Source organism: Halomonas denitrificans (assembly GCA_019800895.1).
GTDB lineage: Bacteria > Pseudomonadota > Gammaproteobacteria > Xanthomonadales > Wenzhouxiangellaceae.
This window is the reverse complement of record JAHVKF010000003.1, coordinates 466,665-482,180: the sequence shown is the minus strand read 5'-3', so window position 1 is coordinate 482,180 and position 15,516 is coordinate 466,665. Positions and strand designations below refer to the sequence as shown.

General features: G+C 69.1%; 16 protein-coding genes. 8 read left to right on the top strand and 8 right to left on the bottom strand.

Features of this window, described 5'->3' with window-relative positions; translation table 11 throughout:
- Window positions 1-233: 233 nt before the first annotated feature.
- The 6 genes from KUV67_10795 to efp all read right to left on the bottom strand — a co-directional run bounded on the left by KUV67_10795 (window position 234) and on the right by efp (window position 5,502).
- Window positions 234-1,130 (bottom strand): squalene/phytoene synthase family protein, encoded by an 897-nt coding sequence (locus tag KUV67_10795; protein MBY6205370.1) that lies wholly within the window; start codon window positions 1,128-1,130, stop codon window positions 234-236.
- Window positions 1,111-2,049, bottom strand: coding sequence for an Hsp33 family molecular chaperone HslO (locus tag KUV67_10790; protein MBY6205369.1), 939 nt, complete (start codon window positions 2,047-2,049; stop codon window positions 1,111-1,113). The genes KUV67_10795 and KUV67_10790 overlap by 20 nt, the downstream gene beginning before the upstream one ends.
- On the bottom strand, window positions 2,046-2,729 hold the full coding sequence (locus tag KUV67_10785) for an HAD-IA family hydrolase (GenBank protein MBY6205368.1): 684 nt from the start codon (window positions 2,727-2,729) through the stop codon (window positions 2,046-2,048). Before KUV67_10785 ends, KUV67_10790 begins: the two co-directional genes overlap by 4 nt.
- Window positions 2,730-2,742: 13 nt before the next feature.
- Window positions 2,743-3,525 carry a bifunctional 2-polyprenyl-6-hydroxyphenol methylase/3-demethylubiquinol 3-O-methyltransferase UbiG gene (gene ubiG / locus KUV67_10780; protein MBY6205367.1) on the bottom strand — a complete coding sequence of 261 codons (783 nt, stop codon included), beginning with the start codon at window positions 3,523-3,525 and terminating at the stop codon, window positions 2,743-2,745.
- Window positions 3,526-3,607: 82 nt separating this feature from the next.
- The gene (locus KUV67_10775; protein MBY6205366.1) at window positions 3,608-4,933 is read right to left on the bottom strand and encodes a TRZ/ATZ family hydrolase; all 1,326 of its coding nucleotides are present in this window, start codon (window positions 4,931-4,933) and stop codon (window positions 3,608-3,610) included.
- Window positions 4,933-5,502: an elongation factor P gene (gene efp / locus KUV67_10770; protein MBY6205365.1), complete on the bottom strand. Its 570-nt coding sequence runs from the start codon at window positions 5,500-5,502 to the stop codon at window positions 4,933-4,935. Before efp ends, KUV67_10775 begins: the two co-directional genes overlap by 1 nt.
- 124 nt (window positions 5,503-5,626) lie before the next feature.
- On the opposite strand from efp, the gene epmB reads away from it, so the two are divergent.
- Window positions 5,627-6,628, top strand: a complete 1,002-nt coding sequence (gene epmB, locus KUV67_10765) for an EF-P beta-lysylation protein EpmB (GenBank protein MBY6205364.1) — start codon at window positions 5,627-5,629, stop codon at window positions 6,626-6,628.
- 188 nt (window positions 6,629-6,816) lie between these two features.
- On the top strand, window positions 6,817-8,850 hold the full coding sequence (locus KUV67_10760; protein ID MBY6205363.1) for an EAL domain-containing protein: 2,034 nt from the start codon (window positions 6,817-6,819) through the stop codon (window positions 8,848-8,850).
- A gap of 53 nt (window positions 8,851-8,903) precedes the next feature.
- Here KUV67_10760 and htpX read toward each other — a convergent pair whose 3' ends face one another.
- Window positions 8,904-9,785, bottom strand: a complete 882-nt coding sequence (htpX, locus tag KUV67_10755) for a protease HtpX (protein MBY6205362.1) — start codon at window positions 9,783-9,785, stop codon at window positions 8,904-8,906.
- 29 nt (window positions 9,786-9,814) lie between these two features.
- On the opposite strand from htpX, the gene gluQRS reads away from it, so the two are divergent.
- The 4 genes from gluQRS (at window position 9,815) to xseB (ending at window position 13,671) form a co-directional block, all read left to right on the top strand.
- The gene (gene gluQRS / locus KUV67_10750) at window positions 9,815-10,741 is read left to right on the top strand and encodes a tRNA glutamyl-Q(34) synthetase GluQRS (protein MBY6205361.1); all 927 of its coding nucleotides are present in this window, start codon (window positions 9,815-9,817) and stop codon (window positions 10,739-10,741) included.
- 161 nt (window positions 10,742-10,902) lie between these two features.
- Window positions 10,903-11,862, top strand: coding sequence for an acetyl-CoA carboxylase carboxyltransferase subunit alpha (locus KUV67_10745; protein ID MBY6205360.1), 960 nt, complete (start codon window positions 10,903-10,905; stop codon window positions 11,860-11,862).
- Entirely contained in the window at window positions 11,859-13,247 is a 1,389-nt protein-coding gene (gene tilS, locus KUV67_10740) for a tRNA lysidine(34) synthetase TilS (protein MBY6205359.1), read from the top strand. Before KUV67_10745 ends, tilS begins: the two co-directional genes overlap by 4 nt.
- 118 nt (window positions 13,248-13,365) lie before the next feature.
- The gene (xseB, locus tag KUV67_10735) at window positions 13,366-13,671 is read left to right on the top strand and encodes an exodeoxyribonuclease VII small subunit (GenBank protein ID MBY6205358.1); all 306 of its coding nucleotides are present in this window, start codon (window positions 13,366-13,368) and stop codon (window positions 13,669-13,671) included.
- Here xseB and KUV67_10730 read toward each other — a convergent pair.
- A complete protein-coding gene (locus tag KUV67_10730; protein MBY6205357.1) occupies window positions 13,619-14,251 on the bottom strand; it encodes an alpha-ketoglutarate-dependent dioxygenase AlkB in 633 nt (210 codons plus the stop codon). The two genes, xseB and KUV67_10730, sit on opposite strands and share 53 nt — an antisense overlap.
- A 102-nt stretch (window positions 14,252-14,353) precedes the next feature.
- On the opposite strand from KUV67_10730, the gene KUV67_10725 reads away from it, so the two are divergent.
- Window positions 14,354-14,839: a fasciclin domain-containing protein gene (locus tag KUV67_10725; GenBank protein MBY6205356.1), complete on the top strand. Its 486-nt coding sequence runs from the start codon at window positions 14,354-14,356 to the stop codon at window positions 14,837-14,839.
- A 321-nt stretch (window positions 14,840-15,160) separates the two neighbouring features.
- The gene (locus tag KUV67_10720; GenBank protein MBY6205355.1) at window positions 15,161-15,487 is read left to right on the top strand and encodes a high-potential iron-sulfur protein; all 327 of its coding nucleotides are present in this window, start codon (window positions 15,161-15,163) and stop codon (window positions 15,485-15,487) included.
- Window positions 15,488-15,516 lie beyond the last annotated feature (29 nt).

Here is a 15,516-nt window from a genome sequence, read left to right as displayed (position 1 = left end):
GGTTGGCTGGTTCCCTGACAGGTCGCCGGCACGCACCGGCGTTGCGACCAGTATAGGCAGCCCCGGGGGCGGTTCGCAATCGGGCCGCCCCTCCGCCCCTGCCCGTGCGACGCCGGCGGACGGGCGGGAAGTACAACGGCGGGAAAAGACGCCGGCACGTGGAGCGACCGTCGGCCTCCTGTGCCGGCGATTCGGTAACGGTCGCCGGACCGGCGACCGGAATCGGCAGGGGATCAGCCGGCCCGGTCGACCCGCCGGCGCAGATTGCGAGCATGGCGCCACAGAACCAGTGCCGCGAGCGGTCCGACCGACGGAAGCCGCTGCTTCATGGCGCGACCGGGGCGCCGGACGATCCGGCGACCGAGGCGCGCGTCCAGCCCCGCGTGAAGCACCGCGTGCCGATGTCGCCACGCTGCGGTCGGGGCCATCGATGCCTCGGCACGCGTCATCTCGGTCACGGCCTGCCCGGCCATCCAGGCCAGCAGGGCGCGGGTCCGGTGCGACTGCTCGCCGGCCGCCACCTGCTGGCGCGTGACCTGGAACTCGGCCTGCAACTCCAGCGGCACCAGCCATCGCTGCTGGCGGGCGTCCAGCACCAGGTCACGGACCATCCGGACGCGGTAGGCGCCGGCGGTCAGCGCGACCAGCGGTTCGGCGACGGTCTGCTCGGGCGCGTCCGGCTCGACCAGCCGCGCCTCGGCCCGCGCCGCGGGGCCGGCCAGGGCCCGGGCATGGGCGTCGAAGGCGGCCACGGTTTCGAAGCGGGGTGCGTCCAGGGTGGTCTCGACCGCCTCGACCAGGCGAAGCAGTTCGGCGACGACCTGCGGGGCCGCCGCGCCGGTCGCGCTCAGTGCTTGAAGCGCGGGATGCGGCAGGTGCTCGGTCAAGGCCTGGCGCCACCACCCGAGCTTGCGCCGCCCGACGTCGCTGTCGGACACCTCGCCGGGCACACGGGCGATCTCGCCGATCACCGAGCGCAGCGCGAGCAGCGGATCGCGCAGCGCCTCGGCCGCATAGGGCCGGCTCAGGGTCAGCGGATTGCCGGGGACCAGCAGCCGCTCGGCGCACCAGGCCAGCGGCCGGGAGTCTCTCGAATCCGTCTCCGGCCCGTCAGTGGACGCTGCCGCCATCGGGGGCCTCCGGGTCTTCGCTGAGCAGCAGCCGCTCGAGGTCGAGCCGGTCGAAGTGGTAGGCCTGGTTGCAGAACTGGCAGTCGACGTCGACCTCGCCCTGGGTGGCGACGATTTCTCGCAGTTCGTCTTCGCCGAGGCCGCGCAGAACCGAAGCGACGCGTTCGCGGGTGCACGGGCACTCGAAGCGCAACGGGCGGGCCGGGAACAAGCGCCGCTGCTCTTCATGGAACAGGCGGTGCAGCAGGGTCTCGGCGTCCAGTTCGAGCAGTTCCCCTGGCGCCAGGGTTTCCAGCAGTGTGCCGGCCCGTGTCCAGCCATCGGGATCTCGCGCGTCGCCGGGCAGCTTCTGCAACATCACCCCGGCCGCGCGGACGCCGTCGACGGCCAGCAGGATTCGCGTCTCCAGCTGTTCGGACTGCTCGAAATAGCCCTCGATGGCCGAGGCCATGCCGCCCCCCGCCATGGGCACGATGCCCTGGTAGGTCTGGCCGCGGTCCGACGGCTCCAGCGTCATGGTCAGCACGCCGTCCTCGGCCAGTTCCCTGAGGTCGGCGGTTGCCGGGACGGGGTCGGCATTCACGCGTGCCAGACCCCGCAGCCCACCGTCGTCGGTACAGTCGGCCATCAGCAGCGTCAGCGGACCGGCACTGCGAAGCTGCAGGCTGATCCGGCCGCGGAACTTGATGCCGCTGGAGCACAGGGCGGTCACGACCAGCGTTTCGGCCAGCAGTCGGGCGATGGACGGCGCGTAGGCACCGCGCTCGAGCACATCGGCCAGCGTCCGTTCGAGACGAACGACCACGCAGCGCGCGTTGGCGTCCTCGAGCAGCACGCGCTGGAGATGGTCGCCGCTGGCGTCGAGCAAGGCGTCGTCCGCCTCCGGATCGCGGTTCGAGTCCCGGTCCGACCCGCTCATGCCGCACCCCCGGGCTGCAGTTCGGCCAGGCCGGCCAGGAGTTCGATCGGCCGCTCGACCAGCAGGTCGGCGCGCCACTGCCGTGGATCTTCGTCCCGGCCCAGGTAGCCCCAGGCCGCGGCCACGGTCCGGCAGCCGGCCGCGCGGCCGGCCTGCACGTCGCGCTCGTCATCGCCGACCATCACCGTGTCGCCGGGCGCCACGTCGAGCCGCCGGCAGGCCTCGAGGATCGGGTCGGGTGCCGGCTTGGCGCGCGGCGACGTGTCTCCGGCGATCACGCAGCCGATCCGATCGGCCCAGCCGGCCTGCTCGATCACAGGTCGAGCCAGGCGCTCGATCTTGTTCGTGACCACCCCCAGCTGCAGGCCCATCGCGCCGAGGCGGTCGAGCAGATCCTCGACACCCTCGTAGGCCCTGCTGGCTTCCCAGCAGTGCGCCTGGTAGTCGTCGAGATAGGTGGCCCGCCACGCATCGCGCTCGTGCTCGTCGAGTTCCGGCATGCCGGCCTGCATCAAGGCCACCGCGCCCCGCCCGGCCAGCGGTGGGAGGTGCGTCAGGTCGATCTCCGCCAGGCCCAGGCGCCGGCGCAGGCGAGCCACCGCCGCGACCAGGTCCGGCGCGGTGTCGGCCAGCGTGCCGTCGAGATCGAACAGCACCGCCCGGATCGACGACGAGACCATCAATTCGAACTCCTCATGCGTCGGGCTTGCGGGCGTGCAGCAGGTAGTTGACCCTCGGCCGGTGGTCGATTCGCACGCTGTGCGAGAACGGGTTGTAGTGCATCCCGGCGATCTCGATCACGTCGCCGCCCGCCGCGCGCACGAAACCCGCCAGCTCGGAGGGCCGGATCAACCGGTCGTAGCGATGGGTGCCCTTCGGCAGCAGGCCCAGCACGTACTCCGCCCCGACGATGGCAGCCACCCAGGCCAGCGGCGTGCGGTTGATGGTGCTGAAGAACAGGTCGCCGCCGGGCCGGGCCAGCGTGAGACAGGCCTCGACGACGCTGGCCGGGTCGGGAACGTGCTCGAGCATTTCGAGGCAGGTCACGACGTCGTACGCGCCGGCCGACTCGACCGCCAGCTGCTCGGCCGTGGCTTCGCGGTAGTCGATCTCCAATCCCGACTCCATCCGGTGCAGCTCGGCCACCTGCAGCGCCTTGCCGGCGCGATCCACGCCGGTCACCTTCGCGCCGCGCCGGGCCATCGCCTCGGTCAGCAGCCCGCCGCCACAGCCGATATCGACCAAGGAGCGGCCGGAAACGCCGGCGCGCTCGTCGATCCAGTCGGCCCTTGGCCCGTTGATGTCGTGCAGGGGGCGAAACTCGCCTTGCGGGTCCCACCAGCGCGAGGCCAGGCCGTCGAAGGCCTGCGTCTCGCGCGGATCGACGTTTTCCGATGCAACGTTCTCGGATGCATCGTTTTCGGCTACGACGTCGCCGGACGGAGTCGCCGTCGGATCCGGGGTCTTGTCGGTCACGTTCGGTGCCTCCTGGATTTCAGTGTCGAGGGAGTCCTGCGAACAGGGCGCAGGCCGTGGCCGCGTGCCTGGCGCATGTCGATCAGTCCGCCGGCGTTTCGGCGATGCGCTGTCGCCAGCGCGCCGTTCGGGCCAGCAGCCCGTCTTCGTCCAGCGTGGTCAGCTGCCGGTCGTCGAGCAGCCTGCGCCCGGCGACCCAGACGTCGGTGACCTGGCTTCGGGGCGCGGCGAACACCAGCTGCGAAATCACGTTGTGCACCGGCTGCGTCTCGATCGCGTCGAGCCGGATCGCGGCCAGGTCGGCCTGCTTGCCCGGCTCGATGCTGCCGATCCGATCATCCATGCCCAGCGCCTTCGCCCCGTGAATCGTGGCCATCGACAGCGCCCGCGCCGCCGGCACGGCCTCCGGATCACCGCTGGTGCCCTTGGCCAGCAGCGAGGCCAGCCGCATTTCGGCCAGCAGGTCCAGGTCGTTGTTGCTGGCCGCGCTGTCGGTGCCCAGGCAGACGTTGGCTCCGGCACGGTCGAGTCGGGCCACGGGGCAGATGCCGCTGGCCAGCTTCAGATTGGAGTCCGGGCAATGAAGGATGTGCACGCCGGCCCGCGCGACCCGCTCGACGTCCGACGGCGTGAGCTGGGTCATGTGCACCGCCAGCAGGCGCGGCCCGAGCAGGCCCAGCTTGTCGAGCCTGTCCAGCGGGTGCAGCCCGTACTCGCGGCGGCTGGACTCGATCTCGTCGGCCGCCTCGAGCAGGTGCAGGTGGATCGTCAGGTCGAGCTCCTCGGCCAGGGTCCGGATTCGCTCGAAGGCGGCATCGTCGACCGAGTACGGCGCGTGCGGCACGAAGCTGAGCCCGATCAGCGCCTCGCCGACGAAGCGTTCATGCACCTCGAGGCCGCGCCGGAAGTACTCGTCGGTGGTCTGGGCCCACGCAGTCGGAAAGCGGATCATCGGCATGCCGACCACGGCCCGCATGCCGGTGCGGATCGCGACCTCGGCGGTCACGTCGGGAAAGAAGTAGTTGTCGTTGAAGGTCGTGGTGCCGCCCCGGACCATTTCGGCGATCGCCAGTTCGGTCCCGGCACGCACGTAGTCCGGTCCCATCAGGCGACCCTCGACGGGCCAGATGTGGTCCTCGAGCCAGCGCATCAGCGGAAGGTCGTCGGCCAGCCCCCGCAGCAGCGCCATCGCGCTGTGCGTGTGCATGTTGACCAGGCCCGGAATCAGCGCACGGCCGGCCAGCTCGACGCGGTCGATGCCCGCGTGGCTGGACTCGAGGTCGTCGACCGGGACCAGGGCGGCGATCCGGCCGTCTTCGACGACCACCGCCGTCCGGGTCATCACCCGGCCTTCGGGGACGACCGGGACGACCCAGTCGGGCAGCAGCGCGACCGGGCTGGCGTCCATCACTCCTTGACTCGCGACACGTACTCACCGGTGCGGGTGTCGATGCGCAGCACCTCGCCCTCGTTGATGAACAGCGGCACGCGCACGGTGGCGCCGGTCTCCATCTCGGCCGGCTTGCCGCCGCCGCCGGAGGTGTCGCCGCGCACGCCGGGATCGGTCTGGACGACCTTCAGCTCGACGAAGTTCGGCGGCATCACGGTGATCGGCTCACCGTTGAACAGCGTGATCTGGCAGCGGTCCTCTTCCTTCAGCCACTTGGCGCTGTCGCCGACCGTGACTGCATCGGCGGCCAACTGCTCGAAGCTGTCCGGGTCCATGAAGTGCCAGAACTCGCCGTCGCTGTAGAGGTACTGCACTTCCTTCTCGAACACGTCGGCGCTCTCGACCGACTCGTTCGACTTGATGGTCTTCTCGACCACCCGGCCGGTCTTCAGGTTGCGCACGCGAATCCGGGTGAAGGCCTGGCCCTTGCCGGGCTTCACGAATTCCGTGTCCATGATGTTGTGCGGGTCGCCGTCGAACAGCACCTTGAGGCCGTTCTTGAGGTCGTTCGCTCCGTAGTTCGCCATGTCGTCTCCAGTTCGGTAGCGGTCGGTCTCGTACAATCCGGCACTCCGGATCGGGGTGTGCCCGTCCGGCCCGTTTCCTGCCGTTTCGATCCGGTCCGACCGAGGTTTCGATATCCAGCCCGTAATGATAACGCTCCCGCATCGTTCCAAGGCCGCCTCCGACTGGTCGCAGCAACTTCGCGACGCCTGGCGTGACGGTCATGCCCTTCTCGACCACCTCGGGCTGGACCCGGCCGCACTGGGCCTGGACCCCGACAGCCCGTTTCCCCTGCGCGTGCCGCGCGCCTTCGTCGATCGCATGCGCAAGGGCGACCCGCACGACCCGCTGCTGCGCCAGGTCCTGCCGCGGACCCGCGAGCGGACGGCGGTCGATGGCTTCGACACCGACCCCGTCGGCGATGCGGCCAGCCGGGCCGGCGCGGGGCTGCTGCACAAGTACCACGGACGAGTGCTGGTCATCACCACCGGCGCCTGTGCGATCCACTGTCGCTACTGCTTCCGCCGGGAGTTTCCGTACGCCGAGCACCAGGCGCGGGCATCCGAGTTCGACGCCCTCGCCGAGTACCTGGCCGACCGGCCCGACGTCACCGAGATCATCCTGTCCGGCGGCGACCCGCTGATGCTGTCCACCGAACGGTTGCGCCGGCTCGGCGAGGTCCTGGCCGGGGCCCCCGGCCTGAAACGGCTGAGAATCCACACCCGCATGCCGGTCACGCTCCCGGCCCGGGTCGACGAGAACCTGTGCGACTGGCTGGCCGCCTTGCCGTGGACGCCGGTGGTGGTCGTGCACGCGAACCACGCGCGGGAATTCGACGCGGAAGTGGCCGGATCGCTGGCCCGGCTCCGCGAGGCCGGCGGCTGGGTGCTGAACCAGGCCGTGCTTCTGGCCGGCGTGAACGACGATGCCGATGCGCTGGCCGGGCTGATGGAGACCGGCTTCGAAGCCGGCGCCCTGCCCTACTACCTGCACCTGCTCGACCGCGTTCACGGCAGCGCACACTTCGAGGTCGACGAGGCCACCGCATCGCGACTCGTCGAAACCCTGCGTCGGCGGCTTCCCGGCTACCTGGTGCCGCGCCTGGTCCGCGAGCGTGCGGGGGCCCCCTACAAGCTTCCCGTGCTCTGAAGCGATCGCCTGCGAGGCGCCGAAGCGCGACTCGCGAGCGGGCGGACGAAGAGCGGTCGCGCGGCGTCGTCGGGCATCGTAGAATGCGCGAGGTCGGGGGTTCGTTCCGAACGGCAACGGGGCGACGATGGGGGGTCACGATTCAATGGCAACGACGCACGTCAACCGAAGCTAGGAAAGGAGCCCGCATGGCGGACCGCCAGGACCGACTCACTGTGCTGACCGTGGACGACGACCCCGGCATCGTCGGCGAACTCGAATCCGCGGTCGATGACGCCGGACTGCTGTTCCAGTTCGCCGACACGCCGAACGCGATCACCCGGACCAGCGAGGAAGCGTCGATCGACATCGGCATCGTCCACGTCCATGGCGGCAGCCAGGCGCTGATCGAACCGCTGGCGCGGGCGCTCCGCGCGCAGAAGCCGCCGGCTCCGCTGATCGCACTGGTCGACATGGAACCCGAATCCGCCGCCGCGGCCGCCCAGTGCGCAGCCGAGGGCATCGCGCGCTCCGACGATCCGCGCAATGCCGCACGATTGATCCGCGAGCGCGCCGACCAGATCCGAACCGCCCGTTCCCAGGCTCGCGAACTGCACCAGGTCAGCGACATCCAGGAGCGCTACAACCTCCTGCTGGAATCCTCGCGCGAAGCGATCGCCTATCTGCACGAGGGCCTGCACGTCTACGCCAATCCCAGCTACCTCGAGCAGTTCGGCTATCCCGAGTTCGAAGAGCTGGAGGGCTTCTCGATCCTCGACCTGCTGACCAACGCGCACGACGGCACGGACCTCAAGTCGCTGCTGAAGTCCCTGGCCCGGGGCGACGTGCCCGATGCGCCGATCGATGTCCAGGCGATTCGAGCCGACGGCAGCGAATTCCGTGCCCGTGCCGAGTTCTCACCGTCGCGCTACGAGGGCGAGGACTGCATCCAGATCATGGTCCGCGAAAAGGTCGCCGCCGGCGACAGCGAAGAGCTCCAGCAGGAACTGGAAAAGCTTCGCTCGCGCGACATGCTGACCGGCCTGCTCAACCGCCAGGAGTTCATCCGCCTGCTGCAAGACGACATGGCCGACGTCGACGAAGGCCACAATACGGCGGTGCTGCTGGTTTCCCTCGACGAATACGCCGCGCTGCAGCGCAAGGTCGGCGCCGCGGCCTCCGATCAGATCATCCTGCAGATGGCCGAGCTGTTCGGCGAGGTCGTCGACGACGAATTGCTGCCGACCCGGCTCACGGACAACGTGATGGCCGTTCGGCAGCAGGTCGAAGACCGCGGCGAAGTGGTTGCGCTGGCAACCCGCCTGGTCGAACATTTTTCCGGGAAGATTCTCGAGATCGGCGGCAAGTCGCCGACGATCACCGTCTCCGTCGGCATCGCGCTGGGCGCCGGGCAGATGTTCAGTGCCGACGAACTGCTCGCCCAGGCCCAGACCGCGCTCCAGGAAGCCGAGCGCACCGGCGGCAACTGCTATGTCCGCTACCGGCCCAGCGCCGACACGGGCGACGGCGACGAACTCGAGCAGTGGTCCGAGCGACTGCGCCACGCGCTCAACAACAAGGAATTCCGACTCGTCCAGCTCCCGATCACCAGCATGGAAGACGATGCGTTCCAGATTCGCGAGTGCGAGTGCCGGCTCCGCACCGAGGGCAGCGACGAGGTCATCCTGCCGTCGACCTATCGACCCGCGGCGGTCAAGGCCGGGCTGGCCACCGACGTGGATCGTCACCTGATCGAGCGGCTGATCGCCGACGGTATCGACGAGGAATCGCACCTGCTGATTCCGCTCTCACTGCCGAGTCTCACGGAAGACGACTTCGTGGACTGGCTGCAGGAACGCATCGAAGACGAGTCGCTGCCGGGCCAGCGCCTGATCGTCGGGGTCCACGAGGCCGAAATCCAGGAATCGCTGCGTGAAGTCCAGCGGTTCGCCAATCGCTTCGCCGCGCGGGGCGTCCGCTTCGCGCTGCTCGGCGTCACGCTGGACGCCAAGGTCGACCTGCTGCTGAAGAACCTGAGCTTCGATTTCCTGAAGATCGAGGGCAACCTGTCGTCCGCGCTCGGTCGCGACGATGTCGCCAAGGCCGCACTGGAGTCGCTCGCGCGCGAGGCCAAGAGCCACGCGATCGAGGTCATCGCGCCCAAGGTCGAGAACACCGCCGATCTCGCCGCGCTCTGGCAGTACGGCATCACGTTGGTCCAGGACGACTTCGTCCGCGACTGAGGCCCTGGCTCGGCGGAGTCGAGCCGGAATCGTCCGCGGCCGGGCGGCCCCGCTCAGCGGACGCCGTCGTGCAGCGCCTGGATGCGCTCCTCGAGCGGCGGGTGGCTCATGAACAGACGCTTGAAGCCTTGCCCGGTCCGACCCCGGACACCGAAGGCCTCGACCGCTTCGGGCAACTGTCCCGGCTGCTGACTCTGGCGCAGCCGTTCCAGCGCGGCGATCATGTTCTGGCGTCCCGACAGGCGCGCGCCGCCGGCATCGGCGCGGAACTCGCGCCAGCGGGAGAAAGCCATTACGATCATGCTGGCCAGGATGCCGAGCACGATCTGCAGAACGATCACGCTGATGAAGTACCCCGGCCCGTAGCCTCTTTCGCTGCGGAACACGACGCGGTCGATCAGCTGGCCGAGCACGCGCGACAGCAGCAACACGAAGGTATTGAGCACGCCCTGCAGCAGGGTCATCGTGATCATGTCGCCGTTGGCCACGTGCGAGACCTCGTGGGCGAGGACGGCCTCGACCTCGTTGCGGCGCATGGTACGAAGCAGGCCCGTCGAGACCGCGACCAGGGCCTTGTTGCGTGACGCGCCGGTTGCGAAGGCGTTGGGCTCGGCGGCCTCGAAGATGGCGACGTCGGGCATGCCGATGCCGGCTTCGCGCGCCTGCCGCTCGACCGTCGAGACCAGCCAGCGTTCGATGTCCCCCGACGGCGACCCGATCACCTTGGCGCCGGTGGTCATCAGCGCGATCTTCTTGCTCAGGAGCAGCGAAACGAACGCGCCGCCCATGCCGAACAGGAACGCGAACACCAGCGTGTAGGCGAAGTTGTAATCGATGCCCTGCGCGCGCAGCCAGGGTTCGAGCAGGTTCATCACGACCCCGAGCACGACGAGGATCGCCAGGTTGGTGCCCAGGAACAAGCCGATTCGACGCATCATGTGGGGGTTTCCGTAGAAAGGGACCGATGGCGAATATGGTTGCCGCGCCGGAAAAAGACAAGCAGCAGCGCCCGGACGGGCGTGCCGCCGATCGAGCGCCCTATCGAGGTCGCTTCGCGCCATCGCCGACCGGGCCGCTGCACTTCGGTTCGCTGGTCGCGGCGGTCGGGAGCTACCTCCAGGCGCGGCACCACGGCGGCCGATGGACCATCCGCATCGAGGACATCGACCCGCCACGGGTCGTCGCGGGGGCGGCGCGTGATCAACTCGAAACGCTGGCACGCTTCGGCCTGCGCTCCGATGGACCGGTGGTCCGGCAGATCGATTCCACTCCGCTGCACCGGGATGCCGTACAGCGACTGCTGGCCGCCGGCCGAGCGTTCCCCTGCTGCTGCAGCCGATCCGATCTGCCCGCGTCCGGCGTCTACCCGGGCACCTGCCGCGACGGCCTGCCGCCGGGTTCCGAGGCGCGCAGCATCCGCTTCCGGGTGCCGGAGGCTCCCGTCCGGGTCCGCGACCGGCTGCGCGGCGAGTTCGACGAATCGCTAGCGGAACTGTGCGGCGACGTCGTGATCCGCCGCGCCGACGGCTTCTACGCGTACCAGCTCGCCGTCGTGGTCGACGACCTCGCGGCCGGCATCACCGAGGTGGTCCGCGGCGCCGATCTGCTCGACTCCTCGGGCCGGCAGCAGGCGCTGTTCGAAGCGCTCGGCGCGCCGCCGCCGGCCTGGATGCACCTGCCCCTGGTCGTGGATTCGACCGGCCGAAAGCTGTCGAAATCGACCGGCGCCGACCCGGTGGCCTCGCGTCCGCCGCGGGAGGCGCTGGCGCTGGCCCTGACCGCGCTGGGTCATCGACCGCCGAGCGGCGTCCGGACGCTGGACTCCCTGTGGTCCTGGGCACTCGAGGCCTGGACCCCGGAAGCCATCCCGACCGAAGCGTTCGAACTGTGACCGTACGCCGCGATCCGCGACCAGCGCATGGCAAGCAGCAAACGGAGAATCTCGGCGTCTGCCGCGGCTCGGGCCCCGGTCCCGGACGCCGCCGCGACATGGGTTCCGGCCTCGGGCATCGGTCGCTATACTGAGCGATTGTTTTCCGGACCCCGACATCGATGACGTCGAACTACCTGGATTTCGAACAGCCGATCGCGGAGCTTGAAGCCAAGCTGGCCGAGCTGCGCAACGTCGGCACCAGTCAGGAACTCAACCTCGAAGAAGAGATCGAGCGGCTGGAGGCGAAGTGCGCCGAGCGCATCGAAACGATCTTTTCCGGTCTCAGCGACTGGCAGATCTCGCAGCTCGCGCGCCATCCGAAGCGGCCGTACACGCTCGACTACGTTCCGCTGGTCTTCGACCGTTTCCAGGAACTTCACGGCGACCGGATGTTCGCCGACGATCACGCCATCGTCGGCGGCCTGGCCTCGCTGGACGGACGCGCCTGCATGGTGATCGGACACCAGAAGGGCCGCGACACGAAGGAGAAGATCCACCGCAACTTCGGAATGCCGCGGCCGGAGGGCTACCGCAAGGCCAAGCGGCTGATGGAAATGGCCGAGCGCTTCGGCCTTCCCATCCTCACCTTCATCGACACGCCCGGCGCCTACCCGGGCGTGGGCGCCGAAGAGCGCGGCCAGTCCGAGGCGATCGCACGGAACCTGATGGTCATGGCGCGTCTTTCGGTCCCGATCGTCTGCACCGTGATCGGCGAGGGCGGCTCGGGCGGAGCCCTGGCGATCGGCGTCGGCGACCGGACCAACATGCTGCAGTATTCGATCTACTCGGTGATCTCGCCGGAAGGCTGTGCGTCGATCCTCTACAAGAGCGCGGAGAAGGCAGAGGTGGCGGCCGGCGCGCTCGGCCTGACGGCATCGAAGCTCAAGCGCCAGGGGCTGGTCGACAGCGTGATTCGTGAACCGCTGGGCGGCGCCCATCGCGACCCGGCCCAGACCGCGCAGCGCATGAAGGAGTTGTTGATCAACCAGCTCGAGGCCCTGGACCGGCAGTCCGACCAGGAGCGACTGGACACGCGCTACCAGCGCCTGATGCAGATGGGCGCACTGGACCGCGAGTGAAGTGCGACGCATCCGGTCGGCCCGCGCTGGACCATCGGGCCTGGGATGCACACGGCACGCTCTGGATCGCGTTCAGCGGCGGCCCCGACTCGACCTGTCTGCTGCACCGGCTGATCGCCGCCGGGCTGGCCGCCCGCCTGCACGCGGTGCACGTCGATCACCGGCTCGACGAGGCCAGCGCGGACCGCGCCGACCGGGCCTGCCGCGTCGCCGCGTCGCTCGCCGTTCCCTGCGATCGCATCACGCTCGATCCCCGGCGCCTGCGCGAAGGCGTCGGAACCGAAGCGGCGGCACGCGAGGCCCGCTACGCAGCCATCGCCGAGCGTCTCGCCCCCGGCGAGACTGTCCTCACCGCGCACCATCTCGACGATCGGATCGAAACGCTTTTCCTGATGCTGATGCGCGGCGCCGGACCGCGCGGGCTGGCCGGCATGCCGGTGCGCAGGCCGCTCGGCCGTGGCTGGCTGGGGCGTCCGCTGCTGGCCTGGACCCGGGCCGAACTGCGCGCCGAGCTGGAAGACGCGGGGATCGACTGGATCGCCGATCCGACCAACGACGACGACGGCCCCGATCGGAATCACCTGCGCAATGACGTGCTGCCGATCATCGAGGCGCGCTGGCCGGGCTATCGGTCGGCGGTCCTCCGTTCCCTGGGCTGGCTGGACCATGCAGCCGACGCCGTCGAGCAACGGGCCGTGGACGACCGCAGCGCCTTGATCGGACGCCGCGGTGCAAGCGTGCGGTCGGCCGAACCGGGGGCGAACGACGAGGCGTCGAGCGAAACAGTCCTCGACCGGAGGGCCTGGCTGGCACTTCCCGAGGCGCGTGCGCTGGAGGTGCTGCGCGATTGGCTGCGACCCGATCCGCCTCCGGGCCACGAACGGCTGACCGAGTTCCGCGCCCAGTGCCACCGGGCCGGCGCGGACCGCACGCCGGTTCTCGTCGACGCCGCATATCGCCTGCATGCATGGCGTGACGCCCTGTGGCTGGATCGCGGACCGGCCACGCCGAGCGACTGGGCGGTCGAGGCACGCGACGCTCCCATCGAGGGTGACCGTACCCATCTGGACCTGCCGGCCGACCTGGGGCGGATCGGGTGGCGCTCGATCCGCGGCCGCGTCGCGATCGGAGCACTCGACCCCGGCGAGCGCTTGCGCCTGCACCAAGGCGGTCCGCGCCGGAAAGCCGCCGAGCTCCTGCGCGAGGCCGGCCTGCCGCCCTGGCGCCGGCACCGCGTCCCTGCGCTCCGGGTCGACGGTCGATTGCGTGCCCTCGGCACCCGCTGGCAGGATCCGATGTTGGTCGATGCCGGGCTCTCCTGGACCGGCGTTCCCGACGACTTGCTACCCTATGTCCATCGCGGATCGATGCCCGTCCGCCGCTGATGCGCAAGCGCGGGCCGCAGCCTGCCCGGCCGCCGCCGGAATGCGACTCGCATCCGCGTCAGTCGGATCGACGGACCGGTCCGCCCCAACCGACCCACCGCATGCGAGAGCCACGACGATGACCGGATCGACCCGATCGAAGAACGCCAGCCCCCGCACCGATCCGCCGCCGTCCTTCGAGGCACAGCTCGCCGAACTGGAATCGCTGGTCGAGGCGCTGGAATCCGGCGACCTGGAACTGGCCGAGTCGCTGGAACGATTCAAGCACGGCGTCGAGCTCAGCCGCTCGTGCCGCGCGATGCTGGACGCGGCGCAGCAGCAGGTCGATGCGCTGCTGGACGACGAAGCGGTCGGGACCGACGCCTCGAACGCTAGCGCTTCGAACGCCGACCTCGAGGCAGGATCCGACGAAACGTCAGATTGATTCTCGGCCCGACCGGGCGCGCCGTCTTCGGCACCCGGTGCTGCCAGTGATGCTGCAGGTCCCCTTCCATGACCAGCAGGCTGCCCGCGCCGAGACGGTATTCGAACCGTCGCGAACGATCGTCCCGATTGCGCAGAAGGAATCGCCGCGCTGCACCGAGGCTGATCGAAGCGATCGTCGGTTCGCGGCCCAGCTCGGGCTCGTCGTCGGCGTGCCAGCCCATTCCATCGGCGCCGTCGCGGTACAGGTTGAGCAGCGCACTGGTGAAGCCGACGCCCAGTTCTTCGGCCAGGCGATCGCGAAGCAGGCCGACCTCCGGGTGCCAGGGCGCTGCCAGGTAGTCCCCGCCCGAGTACCGGTAGCTCACGCCCTCGTCGCCCTGGAACGCGATCAATCGCGGCTGCGGCACCTCCCGACCGAACATCTTCACGCTCCGTCGCTGCCAGTCGACCTCCCTGAGCAGCCTTTCGAACACACCGAGCGCCGCCCCGGGATCCAGCCAGCGCGGGTCGTGGACCAGGCGTCCACCGGGGGGAAGGACATTGACGCTTCGCTCACCGGACCTTGATCGGTTCTTCATCGAAACTCCACAGGAAAACGATGTGGCACCCGCAGACTGGCGCGGTCCGATGGGTCATGTCGACCCACGGGGTCCTCAACCACTCACTCAAAGGAGTGCTCAATGAACGCTGCATACCGTATCGCAATCGCATCCCTGCTGGCCTTCGCGCTCGCCCTGCCGGCCCTGGCCGGGCACCACGGCGAAAAGAAGGACATCGTCGACACGGCCGTCGAAGCCGGATCGTTCAATACGCTGGCCACCGCCCTTGAAGCCGCCGGCCTGGTCGAAACGCTGAAGGGCGAAGGGCCTTTCACGGTCTTTGCACCGACCGACGAAGCCTTCGCCAAGATTCCCTCGGAACAGCTGAATGCCCTGCTGGCCGACCAGGAACAACTCACCGCGGTTCTCACCTATCACGTGGTCGCCGGCAAGGTCACCGCGGCCGACGTGGTCGAACTCGACAGCGCGACCACCGTGCAGGGCTCGGACATCGATATTTCGGTCACCGATTCGGGTGTGATGGTCGATGATGCGAACGTCGTGACCACCGACATCATGGCCAGCAACGGCGTGATCCACGTGATCGACACCGTCCTCATCCCGTGATCCATCACGGATGATCGACGAACGGCTGCGCCGCGATCGAACGCGGTGGAGCCTACGATCGAGCGGGCGCTTCGGCGCCCGCTTTTTTCTTGCCCGAACGCCGATCCCCGGCGAACCGGAACAGTCCCCGGAACCCCGCCTTCCGATCCCACGGCCGCGAGCGGGACGCCGGAAAAAAACCTTCGAAATGAGAATGACTTACGAATGCGAATGATCATCGCAGCGTGACGATTGCATCGCGGTTCAGGTCCCGTACATGCAGTAGACTCCATCCTCGCTGAGATAGACCCAAACCACGGCCTTCCGTTGCAAGGAGTTCCCATGTCGAAGTGTTCCCGCAGAAACCTGTTCAAGCTCGCCGGCGCGGGCTCGCTGGCCCTGATCCTTCCGACCATGACCCGCTTCGGCGAGGCGCTCGCGCAGGAGCAGCTCGACCCGGGCGACGCGCAGGCCGCAGCCCTGGGCTACGTCCACAACACCGAGGAGGTCGACAGCGGCCAGTACGCGTCGCACGAGGTTGCGCAGAAATGCGCCAACTGCCAGCTCGCGCAGGGCGGCGACGGCGAGTGGATCGGCTGCGCCATCTTCCCCGGTAAGCTGGTCAACAAGAACGGCTGGTGCAGCGCCTGGGTCCAGGCCCAGGGCTGATTGCCGGAATCGGTTCGTCGGTGACCGCA